Source organism: Paenibacillus sp. WG02 (genome assembly GCF_055396115.1).
Map to the genome: position 1 here is coordinate 2,223,755 of NZ_AP036016.1, position 19,867 is coordinate 2,243,621.

A 19,867-nucleotide genomic window follows, 5' to 3' on the forward strand; every position below is an offset into this window, starting at 1 on the left:
CGCTGATTGAAGGTTGAGGGGGAATGGCCTGTTATTCGGGTCATTCCCTTCTTATAAAGCCTGTTTCACTGACTTGGAGGGACAGAGAATGTCGATATTCAGCTTACCTGAACGAAAAGCTTGGGTCTTACGGACGAACCACGCCGATTATGCAATCGGTGTTGACAAGAACGGGGCGCTTCAGCACCTTTACTGGGGCGAGCGACTGAGCTTGCCGAGCGAATATCCAGGAGCGTATAGCGAGCATGCCTGGATTTGGGAACCGGATGAAGGTAACAGCAGAGAAGAATGGATGCCTTGGGGAAAACTTAACTTTGCGGAGCCAGGGTTAAAAGTTGAGTTTGCAGATCGTACGCGTGATCTTGTGCTCACTTATGACGGGGCCGAAATCGAAGGAGATACCCTGCGAATTGTCTTAAAAGATGTTCTGAAGCGGCTTCAAGTAAGAGTAAGTTACCGCATATATGACGAATTTGATGTGATTAAGCGACAGGTGGAAGTGACGAATCAGGGAGATGGGCCTGTGAACATAGAGCAGGTCATGAGCGCGATCTGGCATCTTCCCGTTTATCCGTCTTATCGACTCTCTTATCTGACCGGTCATTGGGGGGCGGAAACGCAACTTCGCCGGGAAATGCTTCAAGAGGGGAAAAAAGTAATTGAAGCCCGCAGAGGGATTACAGGGCATAATAATAATCCGTATTTTTCCATCGATTTTGGCGAAACGACGGAGGAAAACGGTCCCGTGTACTTCGGAGGGCTTGCCTTCAGCGGCCATTGGAAAATTGTCGCAGAGCGAACGCCGTATCAAACGCTGCAAATCGCCGCGGGTATTCATGATTTTGATTTTCGCTGGCTGCTTGAGCCTGGAGAAACATTCGTTTCGCCTGAGAGCGTGGGCGGTTTCACTGCCAAAGGGTTCGGAGATGCGAGCCATAAGCTGCATGGGTATCAACTAAAGTATGTTCTGCGAAATAGCGATCAGCTTAGAAAAGTTTTATATAACTCTTGGGAAGCGACAGGCTTTGACGTGAACGAAGAAAACCAAAAGCAACTCGCGGAAAACGCGGCGAGACTTGGCATTGAACGATTCGTTATCGATGACGGCTGGTTCGGTAGCCGCGCCAACGATAATGCCGGCTTAGGTGACTGGTACGTTAACAAGACCAAGTTTCCGAACGGACTTCAACCTCTCATTGACTATGTAACGTCACTTGGCATGGATTTCGGTATCTGGGTCGAGCCTGAGATGGTGAACCCGAACAGCGACCTTTATAGGCAGCATCCCGATTGGGTTTATCACTTCCCGGATCGTCCGCGCACAGAGGGAAGAAATCAGCTTGTTCTCAATTTGGCACGAGAGGATGTTCAGTCATTTGTCTATCACGCGGTCGATGAATTGTTGTCTACATATGCGATTTCGTTCGTCAAATGGGACATGAATCGCTATTTTAGCGAGCCGGGTTGGCCGGACGCTCCCGCTGGCCGCGAACGAGAGATCTGGGTTAGACATGTGAACGCTCTTTATGACATTTGGCGGCGTCTGCAGGAAAAGCATCCTCATGTACAGTTTGAGGCGTGCTCAGGAGGCGGCGGACGTGTGGACATGGGCATCATGCAGTATACCGATCAGTTCTGGACGAGCGACAACACCGATGCGCTCGATCGGCTGCGGATTCAGTGGGGGCACTCGCACGCGTATAATGCGAAGTCTATGATGTGCTGGGTAACCGAAACGTTGAACTTCATGAACGGACGCCAAATCCCATTAAAGTTCCGTTTTCATTGTGCGATGATGGGATCGCTCGGCATCGGTATGGATTTGAACCATTTGACCGAACAGGAGATGGAGGAGGCTGCAGGTTACATCGCGCAGTATAAAGCAATTCGGCCCATCGTTCAGGAAGGACTCGTCTATCGGCTCTCCCCGCCCGAGCAATCGGATCTTACTTCTGTTATGTATGTAGGGAAGGATGGGCAGGAAGCGGTGGCGTTCGTGTTCCGTCATGCACAGCATTTCAGACATCACGCGCTGCCAGTTAGATTACGTGGACTAGAGCCGCTCCTGCTTTATCGAAATGAAGAAACAGGTGAAGTTCGCAGTGGGCAAGGCTGGATGTCGCGAGGTATTCTTCTGAACTTAACAGGAGACTATGACAGCGTGATCATCAGACTGGTTCAAGTACAGGCCTAATAAGAAACGATAGAGACAGATCATGATTGATTTGAGAGAGGAACCATACATGAGCAAACTGAAAAAAGTTCACGTTATATTTAAAACCCATTTGGACATTGGTTTTACGGATATGGCGGAGAATGTAATCAATAAATATTTTAATTTATTTATTCCTCAAGCGATGCAATTGGCCAAACAGTTAAGGTCTGAAGGAGACTCCGACAAATTTGTCTGGACGACCGGCTCTTGGTTAATTCATGAATTTCTCAAGCATGCTCCCGACGTACAGAGAAAAGAGATGGAAGAGGCCATTGAAAACGGAAGCATCGCATGGCATGGATTGCCTTTTACCACCCACACCGAGCTCATGGATCCGGCTTTATTCGAATACGGCTTGTCGATTAGTAAAAAGTTAAATGCCAGATATGGGAAAAACATCATTGCGGCGAAAATGACGGATGTCCCAGGGCATACGATCGCCATGATTCCTTACTTGGCTAAATACGGAATTCAATATTTGCATCTCGGCGTAAATCCTTCATCCACAATTCCGAGTGTTCCTACGCTCTTTATTTGGAAGGGGAAAGATGGATCGGAAATCATTGTGAATTATGCAAGCGACTATGGGAATGTTGTGGAAATTGACGGATTCGATGAAGCGATGGTATTTGCTCATACAGGCGACAATTCAGGCCCGCCGTCAGCCGCCGATATTCGAGCGGAATTTGCGAAGCTTTCAGAACGATTCCCAGGCGCAACGATCCAAGCATCCACAATGGACGCCTTCGCTGAGAAATTAATCAGCATCAAAGACCGCTTTCCTGTCGTTTACGAGGAGATTGGAGATACCTGGATTCATGGCGTCGCTACAGATCCCGTGAAAGTTTCCCAGTACAGGGAATTGTTGAGACTCCGCGACAAGTGGGTGCAGGAAGGCCAATTGGATCCGGATAGCAAGGAATATGATGAATTTTGCAATCAGCTTATTTTGATTCCAGAGCATACATGGGGAATGGATGAAAAGAAATTTTTGACGGATTTCAAAAATTACTCGATTCGCGATTTCCATCGTGCAAGACAGGTTGATCGTATTTCAAATGGAGCTATTCATGATAAATATCGGTATTTGGGACTTTTCGCCATGAATAATGAGTTTGGCGCTTCACCTGACTTGTTTGCGGCATCTGGCGTAGAGAAGAGTTTCAGTTACTTTGAAAGCTCATGGAAAGAGCAGCGGAATTATGTCCACAAAGCCGTTAGCGCTTTGTCTGAGGGCAAGCAGCAGGAAGCCGCGGAAGCGTTCCAGGCATTAGAGCCTGAACAAATGCAATTGCACAATGCGAAGGAACTTAACAATGCCAGTACGTATCAGCTCGGTTTGTTTCAGGTTGCGTTTGACAGTCAAGGAGCCATTTGCAAGCTAATCGACAGTCAGGGCAAGATTTGGGCAGATGAGCATCATCGGTTAGGTTGTTATCAGTACGAAGCCTTCGGTCATGAGAATTACAATGCATGGTCCCAAAACTATTCCCAGAATTTGAGTGAAACCTATTTCTGGGCCGATGCGGATTTTGGGAAGCCTGGCATGGAATTTGCAGAGCCTCGGCCTGAACATAAGAGGTTCTCGCCCCATTTGATCAGCTTAAGAACTCAGACTCAAGAACACTACGACCACGTACAAGCGCAGCTTGTAATGCCTTCCGAATGCGTTCAGGCAAATGGAGCTCCGCGAGATCTTCAAATTGACTACAAATTTTATAAAAACCGGAAGCAAATCGACGTGGAAATAAGCTGGTTCAATAAGCAGGCTAACCGTTTACCGGAAGCAAGCTGGTTCTCATTTGGGCTCAACGTCGATAATCCGAATTTGTGGAAAATGGATAAGATGGGCCAACTGATTTCTCCGCTTGAGGTTGTAAAAAACGGAAACCGCAATCTGCATGCTGTCAATTCAGGCGTTTATTACCACGGAAGTGATGGCGAAGTTCGCTTGGAAACGTTGGATGCCCCTTTATTATCGCCTGGCGAGAAGAGGGTGTTGCAATTCGACAATAGTTTTGCTCCTTTGGATAGAGGCATGCACTTTAATTTGCACAATAATGTATGGGGAACGAATTTTCCAATGTGGTTTGAAGACAATGCCAAATTCAGATTCTCCATTCATATAAGTTAAGAAGTACAAGGAGAGAAATTATGGCTGATATCAATAGAGTGAAGGAAAATTTTGATAAAGATTGGATGTTCCATCAAGGGGATTTGCCGATCATGCATGCCGTTAAAGGTGGAATGACCGGCGGCTTAACCGATTGCGAGGATATCGAAGACGGCGAATGGCTTAAGATCGCGTATTTTGATGAAAGGGAAACCTCGCAGTTTGATCCGGCAGTCTGGAAGGAGGTCGTCCTGCCTCATGATTGGTGCGTTGAGGGCGATTATGTGAATGATGGAGGCAAAGTCAAACACCACAAAAGTCATGGCTATCTGGCTCCGGGAGTCGGGTGTTACAGGAAAGTATTCGACATTCCCCAAGAGCTTGAAAGTAAGAAAATTTCTCTGGAGTTTGACGGTGTGTTCCGTAACAGCACGGTGTGGGTGAACGGTCATCTGCTCGGCATCCATGCAAGCGGCTATACAAGCTTTACGTATGATATTTCGGATATCGCGCGTTACGGAAGCGAAGGGAAAAATGTTGTTTTTGTCAAAGTGGATGCGCGTGATTATGAAGGCTGGTGGTATGAGGGCGCCGGGATTTACCGTCATACGTGGTTAACCGTAACGGATCGGCTTCATGTAGATCGGTTCGGGACTTATGTGACGACGCCAGAGGTTAGCGAAGAGCAAGCGGGAATTGCCATCGTCACTACCGTGAGAAATGAATATGATGCCGTGAAAGCTTGCAGGCTCGTAACGAAGGTTTACGATAGTCATGGAAAAATAGTTGGCGAAAGCGCTAGTGTTATGGAAATTTCATTCCAGCTGCAAGGCGTTTTCGAGCACTTTGTACGCATAGATAAACCGGCGCTCTGGTCGCCAGAGTCGCCATCCTTATATTATGTCATGTCGGAAGTCTACGATGAAGAGCAGCTTATGGATACGTACCGGACAAACTTTGGTATTCGAACAATCGAATTCAAAGCGGATGCAGGCTTTTTCTTGAACGGGAAGCATTATCCCATCAAAGGAACCTGCAATCATCAGGACTTTGCCGGCGTTGGTGTGGCGCTGCCTGATCAGCTCATTGCATACAAGCTCAGATTGCTTAAAGAGATGGGCTGCAACGCGTATCGAAGCGCTCATCATCCAGCAACGCCGGAGCTTCTGGATCTATGCGATCAGATGGGCATGCTAGTCGTGGACGAGAACAGGAAGCTGGATGTTTCACCTTCAGGGATTGAAGAATTGAAACATATGCTTTATCGGGGCCGCAATCACCCTTCAATCATCATTTGGAGTATGGAAAATGAGGAAATATTGGAAGGGACCATTATGGGAGCGCGAATGGTCAAAACCTTGGCATCGATTACGCGCAGCATAGATCCGACAAGACCTACGCTAGCAGCTATGAATCATGGATGGAATGACGGCGGATACAGCGATGGCGTGGATATCGTAGGGTATAACTACGGTCAGCGTGAAGACCAGGATATTAGCGACCATGAAAAGTACCCTAACCGAATCATGCTGGGAAGTGAAAGCGCAAGCTGCACGGTAACTCGAGGCATTTATGAAAGAGACGACATTCAAGGATATTGTCCGGAATACGGCATTCATATTCCTGAGTGGAGCTGTTCGGTGGAGAAAGCATGGCGTGATGTGGTCGATAATCCTTTCCTTTCAGGTGTATTTATTTGGACAGGATTTGATTATAGGGGCGAGCCTACGCCTTATGAATGGCCAAACATCAACTCTCACTTTGGCGTGATGGATACGTGCGGCTTTCCGAAAGATAACTATTTCTATTTAAAGTCGGCATGGACCGATGAGCCGATCGTGCATATCATGCCGCATTGGAACTGGCAGGGTAAAGAGGGGCAGATCATTGATGTATGGGTATATAGCAACTGCGAACGCGTAGAATTGTTTCTGAATGGAGAGAGCTTGGGCGAGCAAGAGATGCCGCGTGCGTCACATTTGGAATGGAAAGTGAACTATGCGCCGGGCGAACTCAAGGCCATCGGCAGGAACGGTTTTACGGAGGCAGCGCAAAAAGTTGTCGCAACAACGGGGGAACCTTATGCGGTAACATTGGTGCCTGATCGAACTCAAATTGCAGCCGATGGCAGCGACGTAGCCGTCTTCAGAGCGTTTGTCGTGGATGCACTTGGAAGAGTGGTGCCTACAGCAGATAACGAATTGCATTTCACTGTGGAAGGGAAAGCGAACATCTTGGGCGTAGGCAACGGAAATCCAAGCAGTCACGAACCTGATAAAGCTAATCGAAGAAAAACGTTCAACGGCAGTTGTCTGCTGATTATTCAATCCATAGAAGAAGCCGGCGAAATCGCCGTTAAGGCAGCTTCCGACGGTCTCATGGCGTATAACTGCACAATTGCTTCAGTCTAATGTTTATTTGAAACACTCTGGTTTCTTGAATTAGGTAACGATTACTCTAATTCAAGAAACTTATGAAATACATAATATGTAAGCGTTTCAATTTATTTGGCAGTTAGACTCAATGAAAGAGGTGATGCTTGTGGTATAGACAAATTCATGAGCGTTTCTACTTCTTTATGGTGCAAATTTAGTGCAGAAAAAAAGAAAGGGGATTTCGATATATTGAGAACGAAAGGAGTTATTTCAGGCCTGGAATATCCAAAAAGAGCACCAACTCTGCTTCTGGCATCTCAGACTTTCGTTATGAGGAAGATATGAAAAATACCGAGGTGCTGGCACAGTCGCAGATGGGGTTTAAAACCAGACGCAAGTAAATGGTATTAAAAAATGGGAGGTAGTAAGATGAATGACAAAGGTAAGAGGAAATTAAAAGCAGTCTCTCTAACTCTTTCACTGGCACTCTTGTTGTCAAGTGCAAGTAGTTTGTTCCCTTTCAGTGGTAATAAAGTAATGGCAGCAAATGTAGATGATTGGCCTGAAGTCTCGGGGTTTCTTCAAAATATGTCAGGCGTGTATATGGCTCCTTCTACTATTCCGAATAGTGGTGATTTTACACCAGATGGCCCCATTATGGGGAACGGAGACATGAAAGTTGTACTTGTGGGAGATACGAATCAGCAAAAATTCAGTATCAGTGAAAGCGACATGTGGACAGACGGACCAAGCGGCATTCGGGCTATTACTACAGGGGGAATTACGATTGGGCCTGACAGTAACAAACCTGCCCCTTCCGCAACAGGCACTTTTAGGCAGGAACAGGATATCCTAAACGCAAAGGTAACGGCTACTTCACAGTCTAATTTCAAAACGGTAACCTATGTTTCAGCAACTGAAAATACAATGGTGACCGAACTGTCGACAGATGGCACCGCTTCCATACCGATGGCGGTCGATATATGGGCAAAGGCGGACAATCAAGCAGCATTCCCCAGCACCGCCGGAATTGACAGTACGACCGGAATATTGTGGGCAACGAGGACATCTAACGGCGGGTCAGGTGCAAGATGGACGACAAGGAATGCAATCGCTTCGACCATTCAAGGTGCGAGTGTAACGGAAACAACGGATAATCTTGGTAAGAGTACGGCAACCTTTACGCTTGTGCCGGGTACAACCGTCAAAATTTATACGGTGCTTAAAGGCGGTAAAAACGCCACAACCCATTTGGCGGATGCCAAAGCAAGAGCAGGACAGTTGAACGATACCATTGTTGCAGGCCTTAAGACGGCGCACTTGGATTGGTGGAAGCAATTTTGGCTCAAGTCTTATGTAAGAACGTACGATGATCAATTGGATAAGTATTACTATGGCGCACTGTACCAATTTGGTTCCATCAATAGGGCCGGATTTACTCCTGCAGGTCAATACCCATTCTGCCTGAGTGACTTTCCCGGATGGCAAGGCGATTTTCACTTAAATCAGGAATATTTGGGCCAGAACGAAGCTTTCTTCGTAGGTAATAGACCTGAGTTATCCGATGGCGTCTACCAGCCCTTGCTCGATTACATGCCTCAAGGAAGGAGTAATGCTCAGAGCAGAGGGGAACAAGGGATATTATATCAAGTCGGACTTGCCCCGTGGGGGACATTATCGGATAATTTTTACGGAGATCAGGTTTTAGATGCATCCTATTCTGGCGCTCTTCTCATTTGGAACTATTATTACAATCAGGATCTCAATTGGTTGAGAACGCAAGGTTATCCTTATATTAAAGCATTGGGCGATTACTGGGTAAGTCACCTCGGAGCCAAGGTTAACGGTAAATATGTCGATTATGGCTCGACGAATGAACATAGTTATGGTAGAAATCCAATTCTGGATTTAGCGCTGATCAAGTTTGTCATGAAAGCTTTGTTGACCACTAGCCAAGATTTGGGCGTAGATGCGAATATGCGGCCAACCTGGCAAGATATTTATGATAATATCAGCGATTATCCGACAGTCATTCAAAACGGAAAAAGAGTTTTTGTTGGCAATGAAGCAAAAACTTCTTATCACGATTATACGGATTTGGAACTTATTTATCCGGCAGAGCAAATTAGCATTTCATCGCCCCAAAATTTAAAAGATATCGCGTTCAATTCATTGGATTTAGCGGACTATTCTACAACTAAATATGGCATATTTGGAAATAAGGTTGGCTATCCGATTGATACATTGGTATCTAATATCAAATCAAAAATTCTTAACGTGCCGCTTGAAAACTGGCACGGATTAAGGCAGAACAACACAATTGGGGGTCTCCATATCAATGGCGAGTATATGGAGTTCATCCAATCAGCCATGCTTCAGAGTCAAGAAGATTATATTCGTATCTTCCCCAATTGGTACACGAATAAAGCGGCGAAATTCAAGAGGTTAAGAGCCAAAGGTGCATTCCTGGTCGATGCGGATATTACTTCATCCGGCGTGATTCAGAATGTAAACATCGTGAGTGAACAAGGTAAACCGGTTTCCGTGATGAATCCATGGCCGAACCATCCGCTCCAGGTTACCAATAACGGTGTCCCGGTCGCTACCACAAATAACGGTGGTGTGTATACGTTTAATACTAGCGCAGGTAATTCTTATGCTCTTACTCCGGGGCCGAGTAGTATTACTTTGAACCAAACGCAGGCAACTGTTGAGCAGAACCAAACTTTACAATTAACTGCACAGGTTATGCCTTCAGATGCTAATGAAGTTGTAACCTGGTCTTCCAGTAATCCTACTGTTGCGACGGTAGACGGTAATGGGCTTGTAACAGGAAAAACTGGTGGCACAGTCATTATTACCGCTTCAACGGCTGACGGAAAAATTGCTACAAGTACGGTTACGATTCCTACGAATCTCATGAGCATACCATCGCCCACAGCTGTTACAGCTTACGGAGCGGCGAAGACAGCGGCAGCTCTTGGATTGCCCGATAAAGTATCCCTTGTAACCAATGCGGGAAATGTGGATGCCAGTGTGACTTGGGATGTAAGCAGCACAAGTTATGATCCAACAAAGGTAACAGAGCAGACCTTTACAGTAACAGGAACCGTAACCCTGGTTCCTGGAGTCTTAAATCCGAACAATGTACCATTGACAACTAGCATTAGCGTAACTGTAAACCCTGCCCAGGGAATACCTGGAAGAATAGAAGCGGAAAATTACGTTAGTATGTCTGGCATTCAAACAGAGAACAGCTCGGAAGGGACAAAGGATGTAGGCTGGACTGATTCAGGAGACTGGATGGACTACGTTGTAAATGTGCAAAAATCGGCATTGTACAAAGTAGATTACCGAGTAGCAGTAAACTCTGGTACAGGCATCGTCAATTTCTTAGTAGATGGTGTTTCGAATAAAATAACATCGTTGCCGTCAACCGGAGGCTTCCAAACTTGGAAGACCGTATCCGACAAAGTTACCTTAAGCGCCGGCAAGCATACCATAAGGCTGGCCATCAATACAGGCGGCTGGAACCTTAACTGGTTTGAGTTATCCGAAGTGCCGCCAACGAATCTCACGAGCATAACAGCGCCGGCAGCCATCACAGGCGTGGACATCGGAACGGCGAAGACAGCAGCAGCTCTTGGATTGCCCGTAAATGCAGTACTTGTAACCGAGTCAGGAAATATGGATGCCAGTGTGAATTGGGATTTAAGCGGCATTAGCTACAATCCAACTACCATGACGGGGCAGACCTTCACGGTACCAGGGACTGTTACCCTGCCTAGTGTAGTTTCAAACCCGAACAACGTACCATTGACAACAAGCGTTAGTGTAACTGTTAATAAGATCCCATCATCACAAATAACGGCAACGGCGGACAGTTCGTGTAGTGGCTCAGAAACAGCGGATAAAGCCGTGGACGGTATCTTAACCGGGAACAGCAAATGGTGCTCCAAATCCAGCAACCGTTGGCTGCAACTTGATCTCGGTTCCTTGCAGAGCGTGAACGCATTTATCATCAAGCATGCTTCGGCAGGCGGGGAGTCTGCCACCTTTAACACGAAGGCTTACAATATTCAGGTCAGCAGTGACGGCACAAACTGGAGTACGGTGGTCAACGTAGCCAATAATACGAACGGCATAACGATAGACAGTATAGCCGCCGTATCGGCCCGATACATCAAATTGAACGTTACAACCCCTACACAAACCAGTGATCCAGCGGCAAGAATTTATGAGTTTCAGGTATTAAAAGCTCCTTCATTAGATAAAACGCTTAAGAGCATTACAACGCCTGCGGCAATCACAGGGGTGGTGAACGGTACGGCGAAGACAGCAGCGGCCCTTGGATTACCTGCAACGACAGAGTTCGTTACCGACACGGGAAGTATGAACGTTGACGTGACATGGAATGTTGACGGTTCAAGCTATGATCCGGCTGTAAGGACGCAGCAGACATTCACCGTAAGTGGAACTGTAACTCTGCCTGCCGGAGTGGTAAATCCGAGCAACGTAGCACTGACAACTAGCGTCAGCGTGACTGTTTTGCCAGCACCAGCAACACCAAAGTCTACATTGACAGGTGTACAGCAGGTACTTTCTGGCCAAACCTTCACTCTGACAATGGGACTGAGTGACGTTACGCAAAGCGTATATCAGCAAGTGTACGCCCAAGATTTGACACTGTCATATGATCCTGCAAGTGTGCAATTCGATTCGGTGACATCCCTGAAAGACGGGTTCCAAGTCATCGATAAAAAGGAGACAGCTCCGGGACAACTCCGGATTGTGGTTGCCACCGTGGGCGCGAACGTGCCTGCTCAAGGCGATTTGCTCGCAATCCAATTTAAGGCTAAATCTGTAACCCAGGCAACCAATACGACAATCTCTGTAGATCATGTAAAGATTGCCAATGGACAGGGGAATGAACTGCAGGTCGGCGGAGCCTCCCGTGAGGTCCAAATAACTGTACCTGCTATACCTGTAGATAAGTCGCTCTTGAACGCAACGATCACAAGTGCTCAGGCGAAGTACGATGCAGCAGTGGAAGGCAATGGAGATGGACTGTATGCGATTGGCTCTAAAGCGCAATTGCAGTCAGCCATCAATGCAGCCAAAGTGGCAGTAAACAATTCGAATGCCACCCAGCAGCAGGTGGATAGCGCGAAAGCCGCATTGGAAGCAGCAATACAAGTGTTTGAAAGCATGAAAATAACCGCAGATATCAATGGAGGCGGTGTCTCAATTGGTGACTTGGCTGTGGTTGCAGCTGCTTATGGCAAACAACAAGGTCAAGTAGGCTGGAATGAGAAAGCGGATGTAAACCATGACGGCAAAGTAGACATTGTAGACCTTGCCATTGTAGCCAAAGCGATCTTGCAATAAAACAATTTAATTGGTAAGTAGAATCTTATAGTCGCTATACAGTACCTGTACGATAATTACTGTATAGCGACTATTTTTGTTTCTCATCTCCTCGGAATGCTTGGACAGTTCTGTTTGAACTGGCATAGCTATTTTGGCTTTTAGCAATATGCCCTTCTTTGAGAATTTTGTAAATGTCGAAAAAGTTCACTTTTTATGATAATTATATCTATTTTTAGGATACTCAATGTACAAATGAAATTATAATATTAGTTCATTAGCATGGCTTACACTGCGATTTATAAACTTCATTTTTAAAGTGTTAAAGGATCCAATGTCTTTAAGGAATAGAAAGCGCTTTTAACGTTTGTTGCTGGGTGCAGTAGAACGTCATCATTAGAAGGGAAAAGTTAGTTAAAAGTAAAAAAACTCATACCATGTTGTACGAAAGGGAGAATTTCATCCATGATAAAAAAAATACACGCATTCAGTCTGATGTTTCTTTTGTCTATGTTTTTAATTTCACCACTCGGTATACAAGCAAGTTTCGGCCCGTCCTTTTCGCTTTCCATCTCGGACGACAGTATATCGGAAGAAGGTAAATTCCAAGTGACGGTGAGTGGAAATCAAGTAAGCGACTTGTACGCATATGAAGTCAAGCTATCTTTTGATACAAGCCATTTGGAGTGTATTAGTGGTTCTAGTGGTAGGAGCGGCTATGCTGTGGGGCCTATTGTGGAAGGGAACAAAATTCTAATTGCGAATTCACAAACAGGCAATACTCCAGGCAAGAACGGGGATGTGACACTGGCAACGCTGACATTTAAAGCGAAAAGTCAAGGATCGGCCGAAATTGCACTGGATAGCGTGAAACTGGTGAATTCGCAGTTAGTGTCTAATGATGTTTCAGGCAACAGTAAGGTATCGGCAATTATAACCAAAAAGGACCCCACGAATAAGAAAGATGTGTTTAATAGTGACATTGTTAGCGTAAAAGACTTGATTCAAGCTATCCAGTCTAAGATAGCGGAAGCCAAGACATCTAATACGAAAGTTGAACTGGCTGATATTAAAGGACACTGGGCCGAAAAGACTGTCGGTACGTTCGTGAAACTGCGCATTATCGATGGGTATGAGGATGGATCGTTCCATCCGGATGGCAAAATTACACGAGCCGAGTTTGCAGCAATCATCGCGCGCGTATTCGACATCGGCAGCCGTCCTAATCATTCCGTTATACTGAACGATCTCGACAATCACTGGGCCAGGATTGTTATTGAGAAGCTCGCAAGCTCAGGGGTGATAGCCGGTTACGAAGACGGAACTTTTAGGCCGGACCAAACGATTAGCCGCGAGGAAATGGTCGTCATCTTATCCCGCGTTATCAACTTGAATAATCTGGATAAAGATTCTTCCAAGGGCAACTTGACAGATTTGGCAAGCGCAAGCTCCTATGCAGTGAATCAAATCAAAGATGCGGCTGAAGCTGGCATCATTAGCGGCAAGGACGATGGAATTTTTGATCCGCATGGCAACTCCACACGTGCGGAGGCTCTTACAGTTATTCTGAATGCATTGAACCTTAACCCTGAAATAAAAACATTATTGGATAGCTTGGACTAATCCACCTTTCATAAAGAACATAAAACCGTACCCCCGACATGAAAGCAATTTCATGCCGGGGGTAACGGTTTTTTTATGCTGTCACTTTGCCAATCATTTTCCCGCTCAAGCGTCCATCTACGGCAACTATGAAGTACTTGTACAGTTGCCCCTGGGGGTATCAGCCATACTGGGTGGCAGGAAACATGTAAAGTATTTCCAAATTTTTTTTAAAGATATTGTAAATATCGAAAAAGTTCGCTATTTGAGATATTTGTACATGTTTTTAGGATATTCAAAATATGACTGAAAATTTAATATTAAGTCATTCGCATTGCAAATACTGCGATTTATTCACATCATTTTTAAAGTGTTGGATGATCCGCTAAAAGAATACCGCATCTGTAATTATCGGCAAACGTTTACAATACGTTTACAAAACTTTAATCGAGTAAAGTTTTATCCTGCAAAAATAAAATTTTTACTTCGAGAGTCTTGAAAGATTGAGAGGGGTGATAACCAATTCAAGGGAAAAGTTAGCTCAATATTAGTGGATGTAAAGCATTTTGAGCAAGGAAGTGAATGGTTAATTTTAACCGTATTAAGTTCACTGGTTTCCGAGTATTATTTAATTAATTTGGGAGGTACCGAATGACTTTCATTAAAAGGTTCCAAAAATCATTTCTATCACTCGTCCTGATAGCCACAGCTTTGGTAGGCAGTACTGGCCTTATCACTGTGCTTTTTCAAGGAAAAAGCTCTGCAGAAGGGGCGGATGGCTCTTCGACAGGTCCACTCATGAGTTTTATGTCCATATCTGACATACATGTCGCTACAGGGAATGTTCCTGCGGCGTTGCAAGACTCTGTTGCTAACAATGTGGATGCGATCACAGTGGTCGGAGACCTTACCAATTTTGAAACGGACGCTGAATATGACTCTGTCATGAATACGATGAACGCAACACCACATGCTCCTACCTTTTATGCAATTGGCAACCACGAGTATGACTATGATTCTAATTTTAGCAATTCCAGGAATAGATTTGTAAATAAGACAAAAATGGAAAACTTGTATTATGATAAGTGGGTCAAAGGTTATCATTTTATTATTTTAGGAGCAGATAGTAGACCGGCAGTTATTTCCGATGAACAGATGAGTTGGTTGAATAGCAAGATGGCTGAAAATGCTGATCCAAGCAAGCCAATTTTCCTGTTCATGCATCAACCTATAGATCAAACGGTATCCCACACATATCCTGTTGGGCAAGTTGATCCGCTATCCACACAGCAACTTAAGAAAGTTATGGCGAAATATCCGCAAAGTATTTTGATAACAGGGCATATCCATGACGATTTTAAAGAGGAAGGCAATTTATACAGCAAGGAATTCTCAGCAGTACGAGATGGCGCTATTGTAACAAATGGGGGTGAGGGTTTAATATTTGATGTCTATAATGACAAGGTGAGCATTAGGGGCAGAGAATTCGCTAACAATCAAACAACATGGTACGGCACGATACAATTAAAACCGAATACGACTGGTGTATACGAAGCCGAAGAAGGTGCCTTCGCATACGCAACCCCAAGCGATGATGTCAATGCGTCTGGCGGCAAGGTTGTTACTATGAACGATCCAACCTCAGGAAGATCATATATTGAGTTGAATAGGGTTGACGGGGGAGTCTCAGGCGGCAAAAAAATATTGAAAATGCGCTATGCTACGAATACGGCAGGTGCTACCAGGGGATTGTATCTAAATGGATACAAATTACAGACGCTCAACTTACCGACTTCTGGAGGGATGAGTTCCTATAACGATGTGTCGGTAGCTATTGAGTTGATGCCAGGTTATAACAAGCTAGCCATAAAGAGCGAAGGCAATAAAGCAAACGTGAATGTGGATAACATTCAAATTATCGATGAAACTGCTTCTAGCACGATGTGGGGATTCAACAACAATGGCAATGACAGTATCCCGAATGGGTTTGGTGCAACCTTGCAGGGAAGTGCAGCCTATGATACGACCGATAAAATGGAAGGTTCAGCCTCACTCAGCCTGAATGGCGCTAACGGCAATTATGCAAGCGCAGCCCTTGTATCGACAAAAACAGACGATGTAACGCTAACCTCCTGGGTGAAATGGAATGGCGCAACTTCAGGGTCGCAGCAGATCTTGACGAATGGCGACGGGCTTACCAACGGCTATTCCATCGTTCTGGACCATAGCCAGGGCGATAAAGTGTCCATTGCGGTCGACGGACAGACAATTCTGGGATCGCAGGCTACTTTGACAGCGGGACAATGGACCAATGTCACTGCGGCAAGAAGAGGCGGCGTCTGGGAGCTGTATGTGGGTGGCAACAGCGTACCTGTAGCCAATAATACGGCAGCTCCTTCTACGCCAACAACGGGAACGTATATAGGCGCAGACAGCAGCGGCAGCCAAAGCTTCAATGGACGAATTGATGCTGTAAGATTTTATAATCAAGCATTGACTACCGATCAAATTAAGGCGTTTGCCAATGAGACTTCTGGCAAAAAGTTGCAAAGCATCGCAATTACTAATCTGCCAACGAAGCGAATTTATTCATTCGGGGAGAGAATTGCACTCAACGGCATGACAGTTGTGGGCACCTACAGCGATGGTACTACAGGGAATATAAGCGTAAATGAAAACAATATATCCGGCTTTAGCGCTACAGCGGAGGAAATGGGGCAGACAGTCACAGTTACTGTGGGAGGGAGAACAGCTTCATTTACTGTAGATATATATGCTGTAAAGCCAGGTGTCTCATCAGTGCCAGGAAGAATCCCCTTTGAAAACTACAATGTCATGTATGGGTTAACTTCGACTATCGGAAGTGGTTTGAGTAGTACTTCAACTGGCAAATGGGCGGATTACAATGTGAATGTAGCGAGTACAGGAACTTATACGATCAATGTCAATTACGGTGGTAATGGTAATAGCGGATTAGATTTTATTGTTGATGGTGTTTTACAGAAAAATATCTCTTTACCGTCTAGCGGGGGCTGGGATTCTAACGGGAATAAATCGGATGTGGTAAGTTTAACTGCAGGCGCACATACGATAAGGATGCAAATTAGCCCTGAGGGTTCCAACTTGCGTTGGTTTGAATTAATAAAGGTTGTCGACAAGAATTTAACCAGCATACCAACACCAGCAGCCGTTACAGGATTGTCCAACGGAACGGCGAAGACAGTGGCAGATCTTGGATTGCCTGCTAAAGTATCTCTTGTAACCGATTTAGGAAACGTGGATGCCAATGTGACTTGGGATGTAAGTAGCACGAGTTATGATCCTACAGTGGAAACGGGGCAAACCTTTACAGTACCAGGAACCGTAACCCTGCCAGTTGGGGTCTTTAATCCAAGCAATGTACCATTGACAACAAGCATTAGCGTAACTGTAAACCCTATTACTGCAATACCTGGAAAAATAGAAGCGGAAAATTATTCTAGTATGTCTGGGATTCAATTAGAGAACAGCACGGAAGGGACAAAGGATGTAGGATGGACAGATGCAGGAGACTGGATGGACTACGTTGTAAATGTGCAAAAATCGGCATTGTACAAAGTAGATTACAGGGTAGCAGTCAACTCAGGCACAGGCATCGTCAACTTCTTAGTAGATGGTGTTTCGAATAAAATAACATCGTTGCCGTCAACCGGAGGCTTCCAAACCTGGAGGACCGTATCCGACAAGGTTACCTTAAGTGCTGGCAGGCATACCATAAGGCTGGCCATCAATACAGGCGGCTGGAACCTTAACTGGTTTGAGTTATCCGAAGTGCCTCCAACGAATCTCACGAGCATAACAGCGCCGGCAGCCATCACAGGCGTGGACATCGGAACGGCGAAGACAGCAGCAGCTCTTGGATTGCCCGTAAATGCAGTACTTGTAACCGAGTCAGGAAATATGGATGCCAGTGTGAATTGGGATTTAAGCGGCATTAGCTACAATCCAACTACCATGACGGGGCAGACCTTCACGGTACCAGGGACTGTTACCCTGCCTAGTGTAGTTTCAAACCCGAACAACGTACCATTGACAACAAGCGTTAGTGTAACTGTTAATAAGATCCCATCATCACAAATAACGGCAACGGCGGACAGTTCGTGTAGTGGCTCAGAAACAGCGGATAAAGCCGTGGACGGTATCTTAACCGGGAACAGCAAATGGTGCTCCAAATCCAGCAACCGTTGGCTGCAATTTGATTTCGGTTCCTTGCAGAGCGTGAACGCATTTATCATCAAGCATGCTTCGGCAGGCGGGGAGTCTGCCACCTTTAACACGAAGGCTTACAATATTCAGGTCAGCAGTGACGGCACAAACTGGAGTACGGTGGTCAACGTAGCCAATAATACGAACGGCATAACGATAGACAGTATAGCCGCCGTATCGGCCCGATACATCAAATTGAACGTTACAACCCCTACACAAACCAGTGATCCAGCGGCAAGAATTTATGAGTTTCAGGTATTAAAAGCTCCTTCATTAGATAAAACGCTTAAGAGCATTACAACGCCTGCGGCAATCACAGGGGTGGTGAACGGTACGGCGAAGACAGCAGCGGCCCTTGGATTACCTGCAACGACAGAGTTCGTTACCGACACGGGAAGTATGAACGTTGACGTGACATGGAATGTTGACGGTTCAAGCTATGATCCGGCTGTAAGGACGCAGCAGACATTCACCGTAAGTGGAACTGTAACTCTGCCAGCAGGAGTGGTAAATCCGAACAACGTCGCATTGACAACGGGCATCAGTGTGACTGTGCTGCCTGCGCCAGCAACACCAAAGTCTACATTGACAGGTGTACAGCAGGTACTTTCTGGCCAAGCCTTCACTCTGACGATGGGACTGGCAGACGTTACGCAAAGCGTATATCAGCAAGTGTACGCCCAAGATTTCACACTACAGTATGACCCTGCAAGTGTACAATTCGATTCGGTGACATCCCTGAAAGACGGGTTCCGAGTCATCGATACAAAGGAAACAGCTCCGGGTCAACTCCGGATTGTCGCTGCCACCGTGGGCGCGAACGTGCCTGCCCAAGGCGATATGTTCGCAATCCAATTTAAGGCCAAATCTGTAACCCAAGCAACCAATACGACAATCTCTGTAAATCATGTAAAGATTGCCAATGGACTTGGGAATGAACTGCAGCTCGGCGGAGCTTCCAGTGAGATCCAAATAACTGTACCTGCTATACCTGTAGATAAGGCACAATTGAACGCAACAATCGCAAGCGCGCAGGCGAAGTACAATGCGGCAGTGGAAGGCGGCGGAGACGGACAGTATGTAAGTGGCTCCAAAGCGCTATTGCAGTCGGCTATCGATGCAGCCAAAGCGACAGTAAACAATTCGAATGCCACCCAGCAGCAGGTGGATAGCGCGAAAGCCGCATTGGAAGCGGCAGTTGAAGTGTTTGAAAGCAAGAAAATAATCGCAGATATCAATGGTGGCGGTGTCTCCATCGGTGACTTGGCTGTGGTTGCAGCTGCCTACGGCAAACAACAAGGTCAAGTAGGTTGGAATGAGAAAGCGGATGTCAACCATGACGGCAAAGTAGACATTGTAGACCTTGCTATTGTAGCCAAAGCGATCTTGCAATAAAACATCAAGAAAGAATTTTGTTGAATGGAAATTTGAATTGATTCGCAATAGCGAAATTGAGGATGGATCGGCAAGGAAAAGGGGGGGCTTAGCTTGGGCTTAGCTCCCCCTTTTTTTTCGCCGATATGGCTCAGTACACTAACAAATGTACTTTGATGACTTAGACGAATCGAGTCGGATTCTGCTCTCTACCGATTCGTACAACTAACCGCATAACGTAGTTTTCATTAGACTTGTCAAGTATTCCCACATTGGTTTTTAAAGTATTGTAAATGTCGAAAAAGTTCACTATTTGTGATAGTTGTATAGATTTTTAGGATATTCAATTAATAACCGAAAATATAATATTAAATCATTAGCATTGCTAATTGCTAACAATACGATCTATACACACCATTTTATTAAGTATTGGATGATCTGCTAAAAGAATACCCACAACTGCAATTATTGGGAAGCGTTTACAAAACGTTTACAAAACTGCAATCGAGTAAAGGTTATCTTGCGTCAATAGAATTTGTACTTCGAGAGCCTTGAATGATTGAGAGGGGGGATAAC

Annotated in this window: 6 protein-coding genes; all 6 read left to right on the forward strand. The window is 45.5% G+C overall.

All coding sequences use genetic code 11. The annotated features are described in order from the left end of the window. The first annotated feature begins 88 nt into the window (after positions 1-88). The 6 genes from ACBP55_RS10335 (at position 89) to ACBP55_RS10360 (ending at position 19,312) form a co-directional block, all read left to right on the forward strand. Complete coding sequence (locus tag ACBP55_RS10335) at positions 89-2,194, forward strand: alpha-galactosidase (RefSeq protein ID WP_464651286.1); 2,106 nt, start codon at positions 89-91, stop codon at positions 2,192-2,194. Between the two features lie 49 nt (positions 2,195-2,243). Beyond that, positions 2,244-4,349 carry a DUF5054 domain-containing protein gene (locus ACBP55_RS10340; RefSeq protein ID WP_464651288.1) on the forward strand — a complete coding sequence of 702 codons (2,106 nt, stop codon included), beginning with the start codon at positions 2,244-2,246 and terminating at the stop codon, positions 4,347-4,349. Positions 4,350-4,369: 20 nt separating this feature from the next. Continuing rightward, positions 4,370-6,739: a beta-galactosidase GalA gene (gene galA / locus ACBP55_RS10345; protein WP_464651290.1), complete on the forward strand. Its 2,370-nt coding sequence runs from the start codon at positions 4,370-4,372 to the stop codon at positions 6,737-6,739. A gap of 393 nt (positions 6,740-7,132) precedes the next feature. Continuing rightward, positions 7,133-12,091 carry a carbohydrate-binding protein gene (locus tag ACBP55_RS10350; RefSeq protein ID WP_464651291.1) on the forward strand — a complete coding sequence of 1,653 codons (4,959 nt, stop codon included), beginning with the start codon at positions 7,133-7,135 and terminating at the stop codon, positions 12,089-12,091. Between the two features lie 444 nt (positions 12,092-12,535). Beyond that, positions 12,536-13,693: an S-layer homology domain-containing protein gene (locus ACBP55_RS10355; RefSeq protein ID WP_464651293.1), complete on the forward strand. Its 1,158-nt coding sequence runs from the start codon at positions 12,536-12,538 to the stop codon at positions 13,691-13,693. 630 nt (positions 13,694-14,323) lie between these two features. Next, positions 14,324-19,312 carry a carbohydrate-binding protein gene (locus ACBP55_RS10360; protein WP_464651294.1) on the forward strand — a complete coding sequence of 1,663 codons (4,989 nt, stop codon included), beginning with the start codon at positions 14,324-14,326 and terminating at the stop codon, positions 19,310-19,312. Positions 19,313-19,867: the final 555 nt, after the last annotated feature.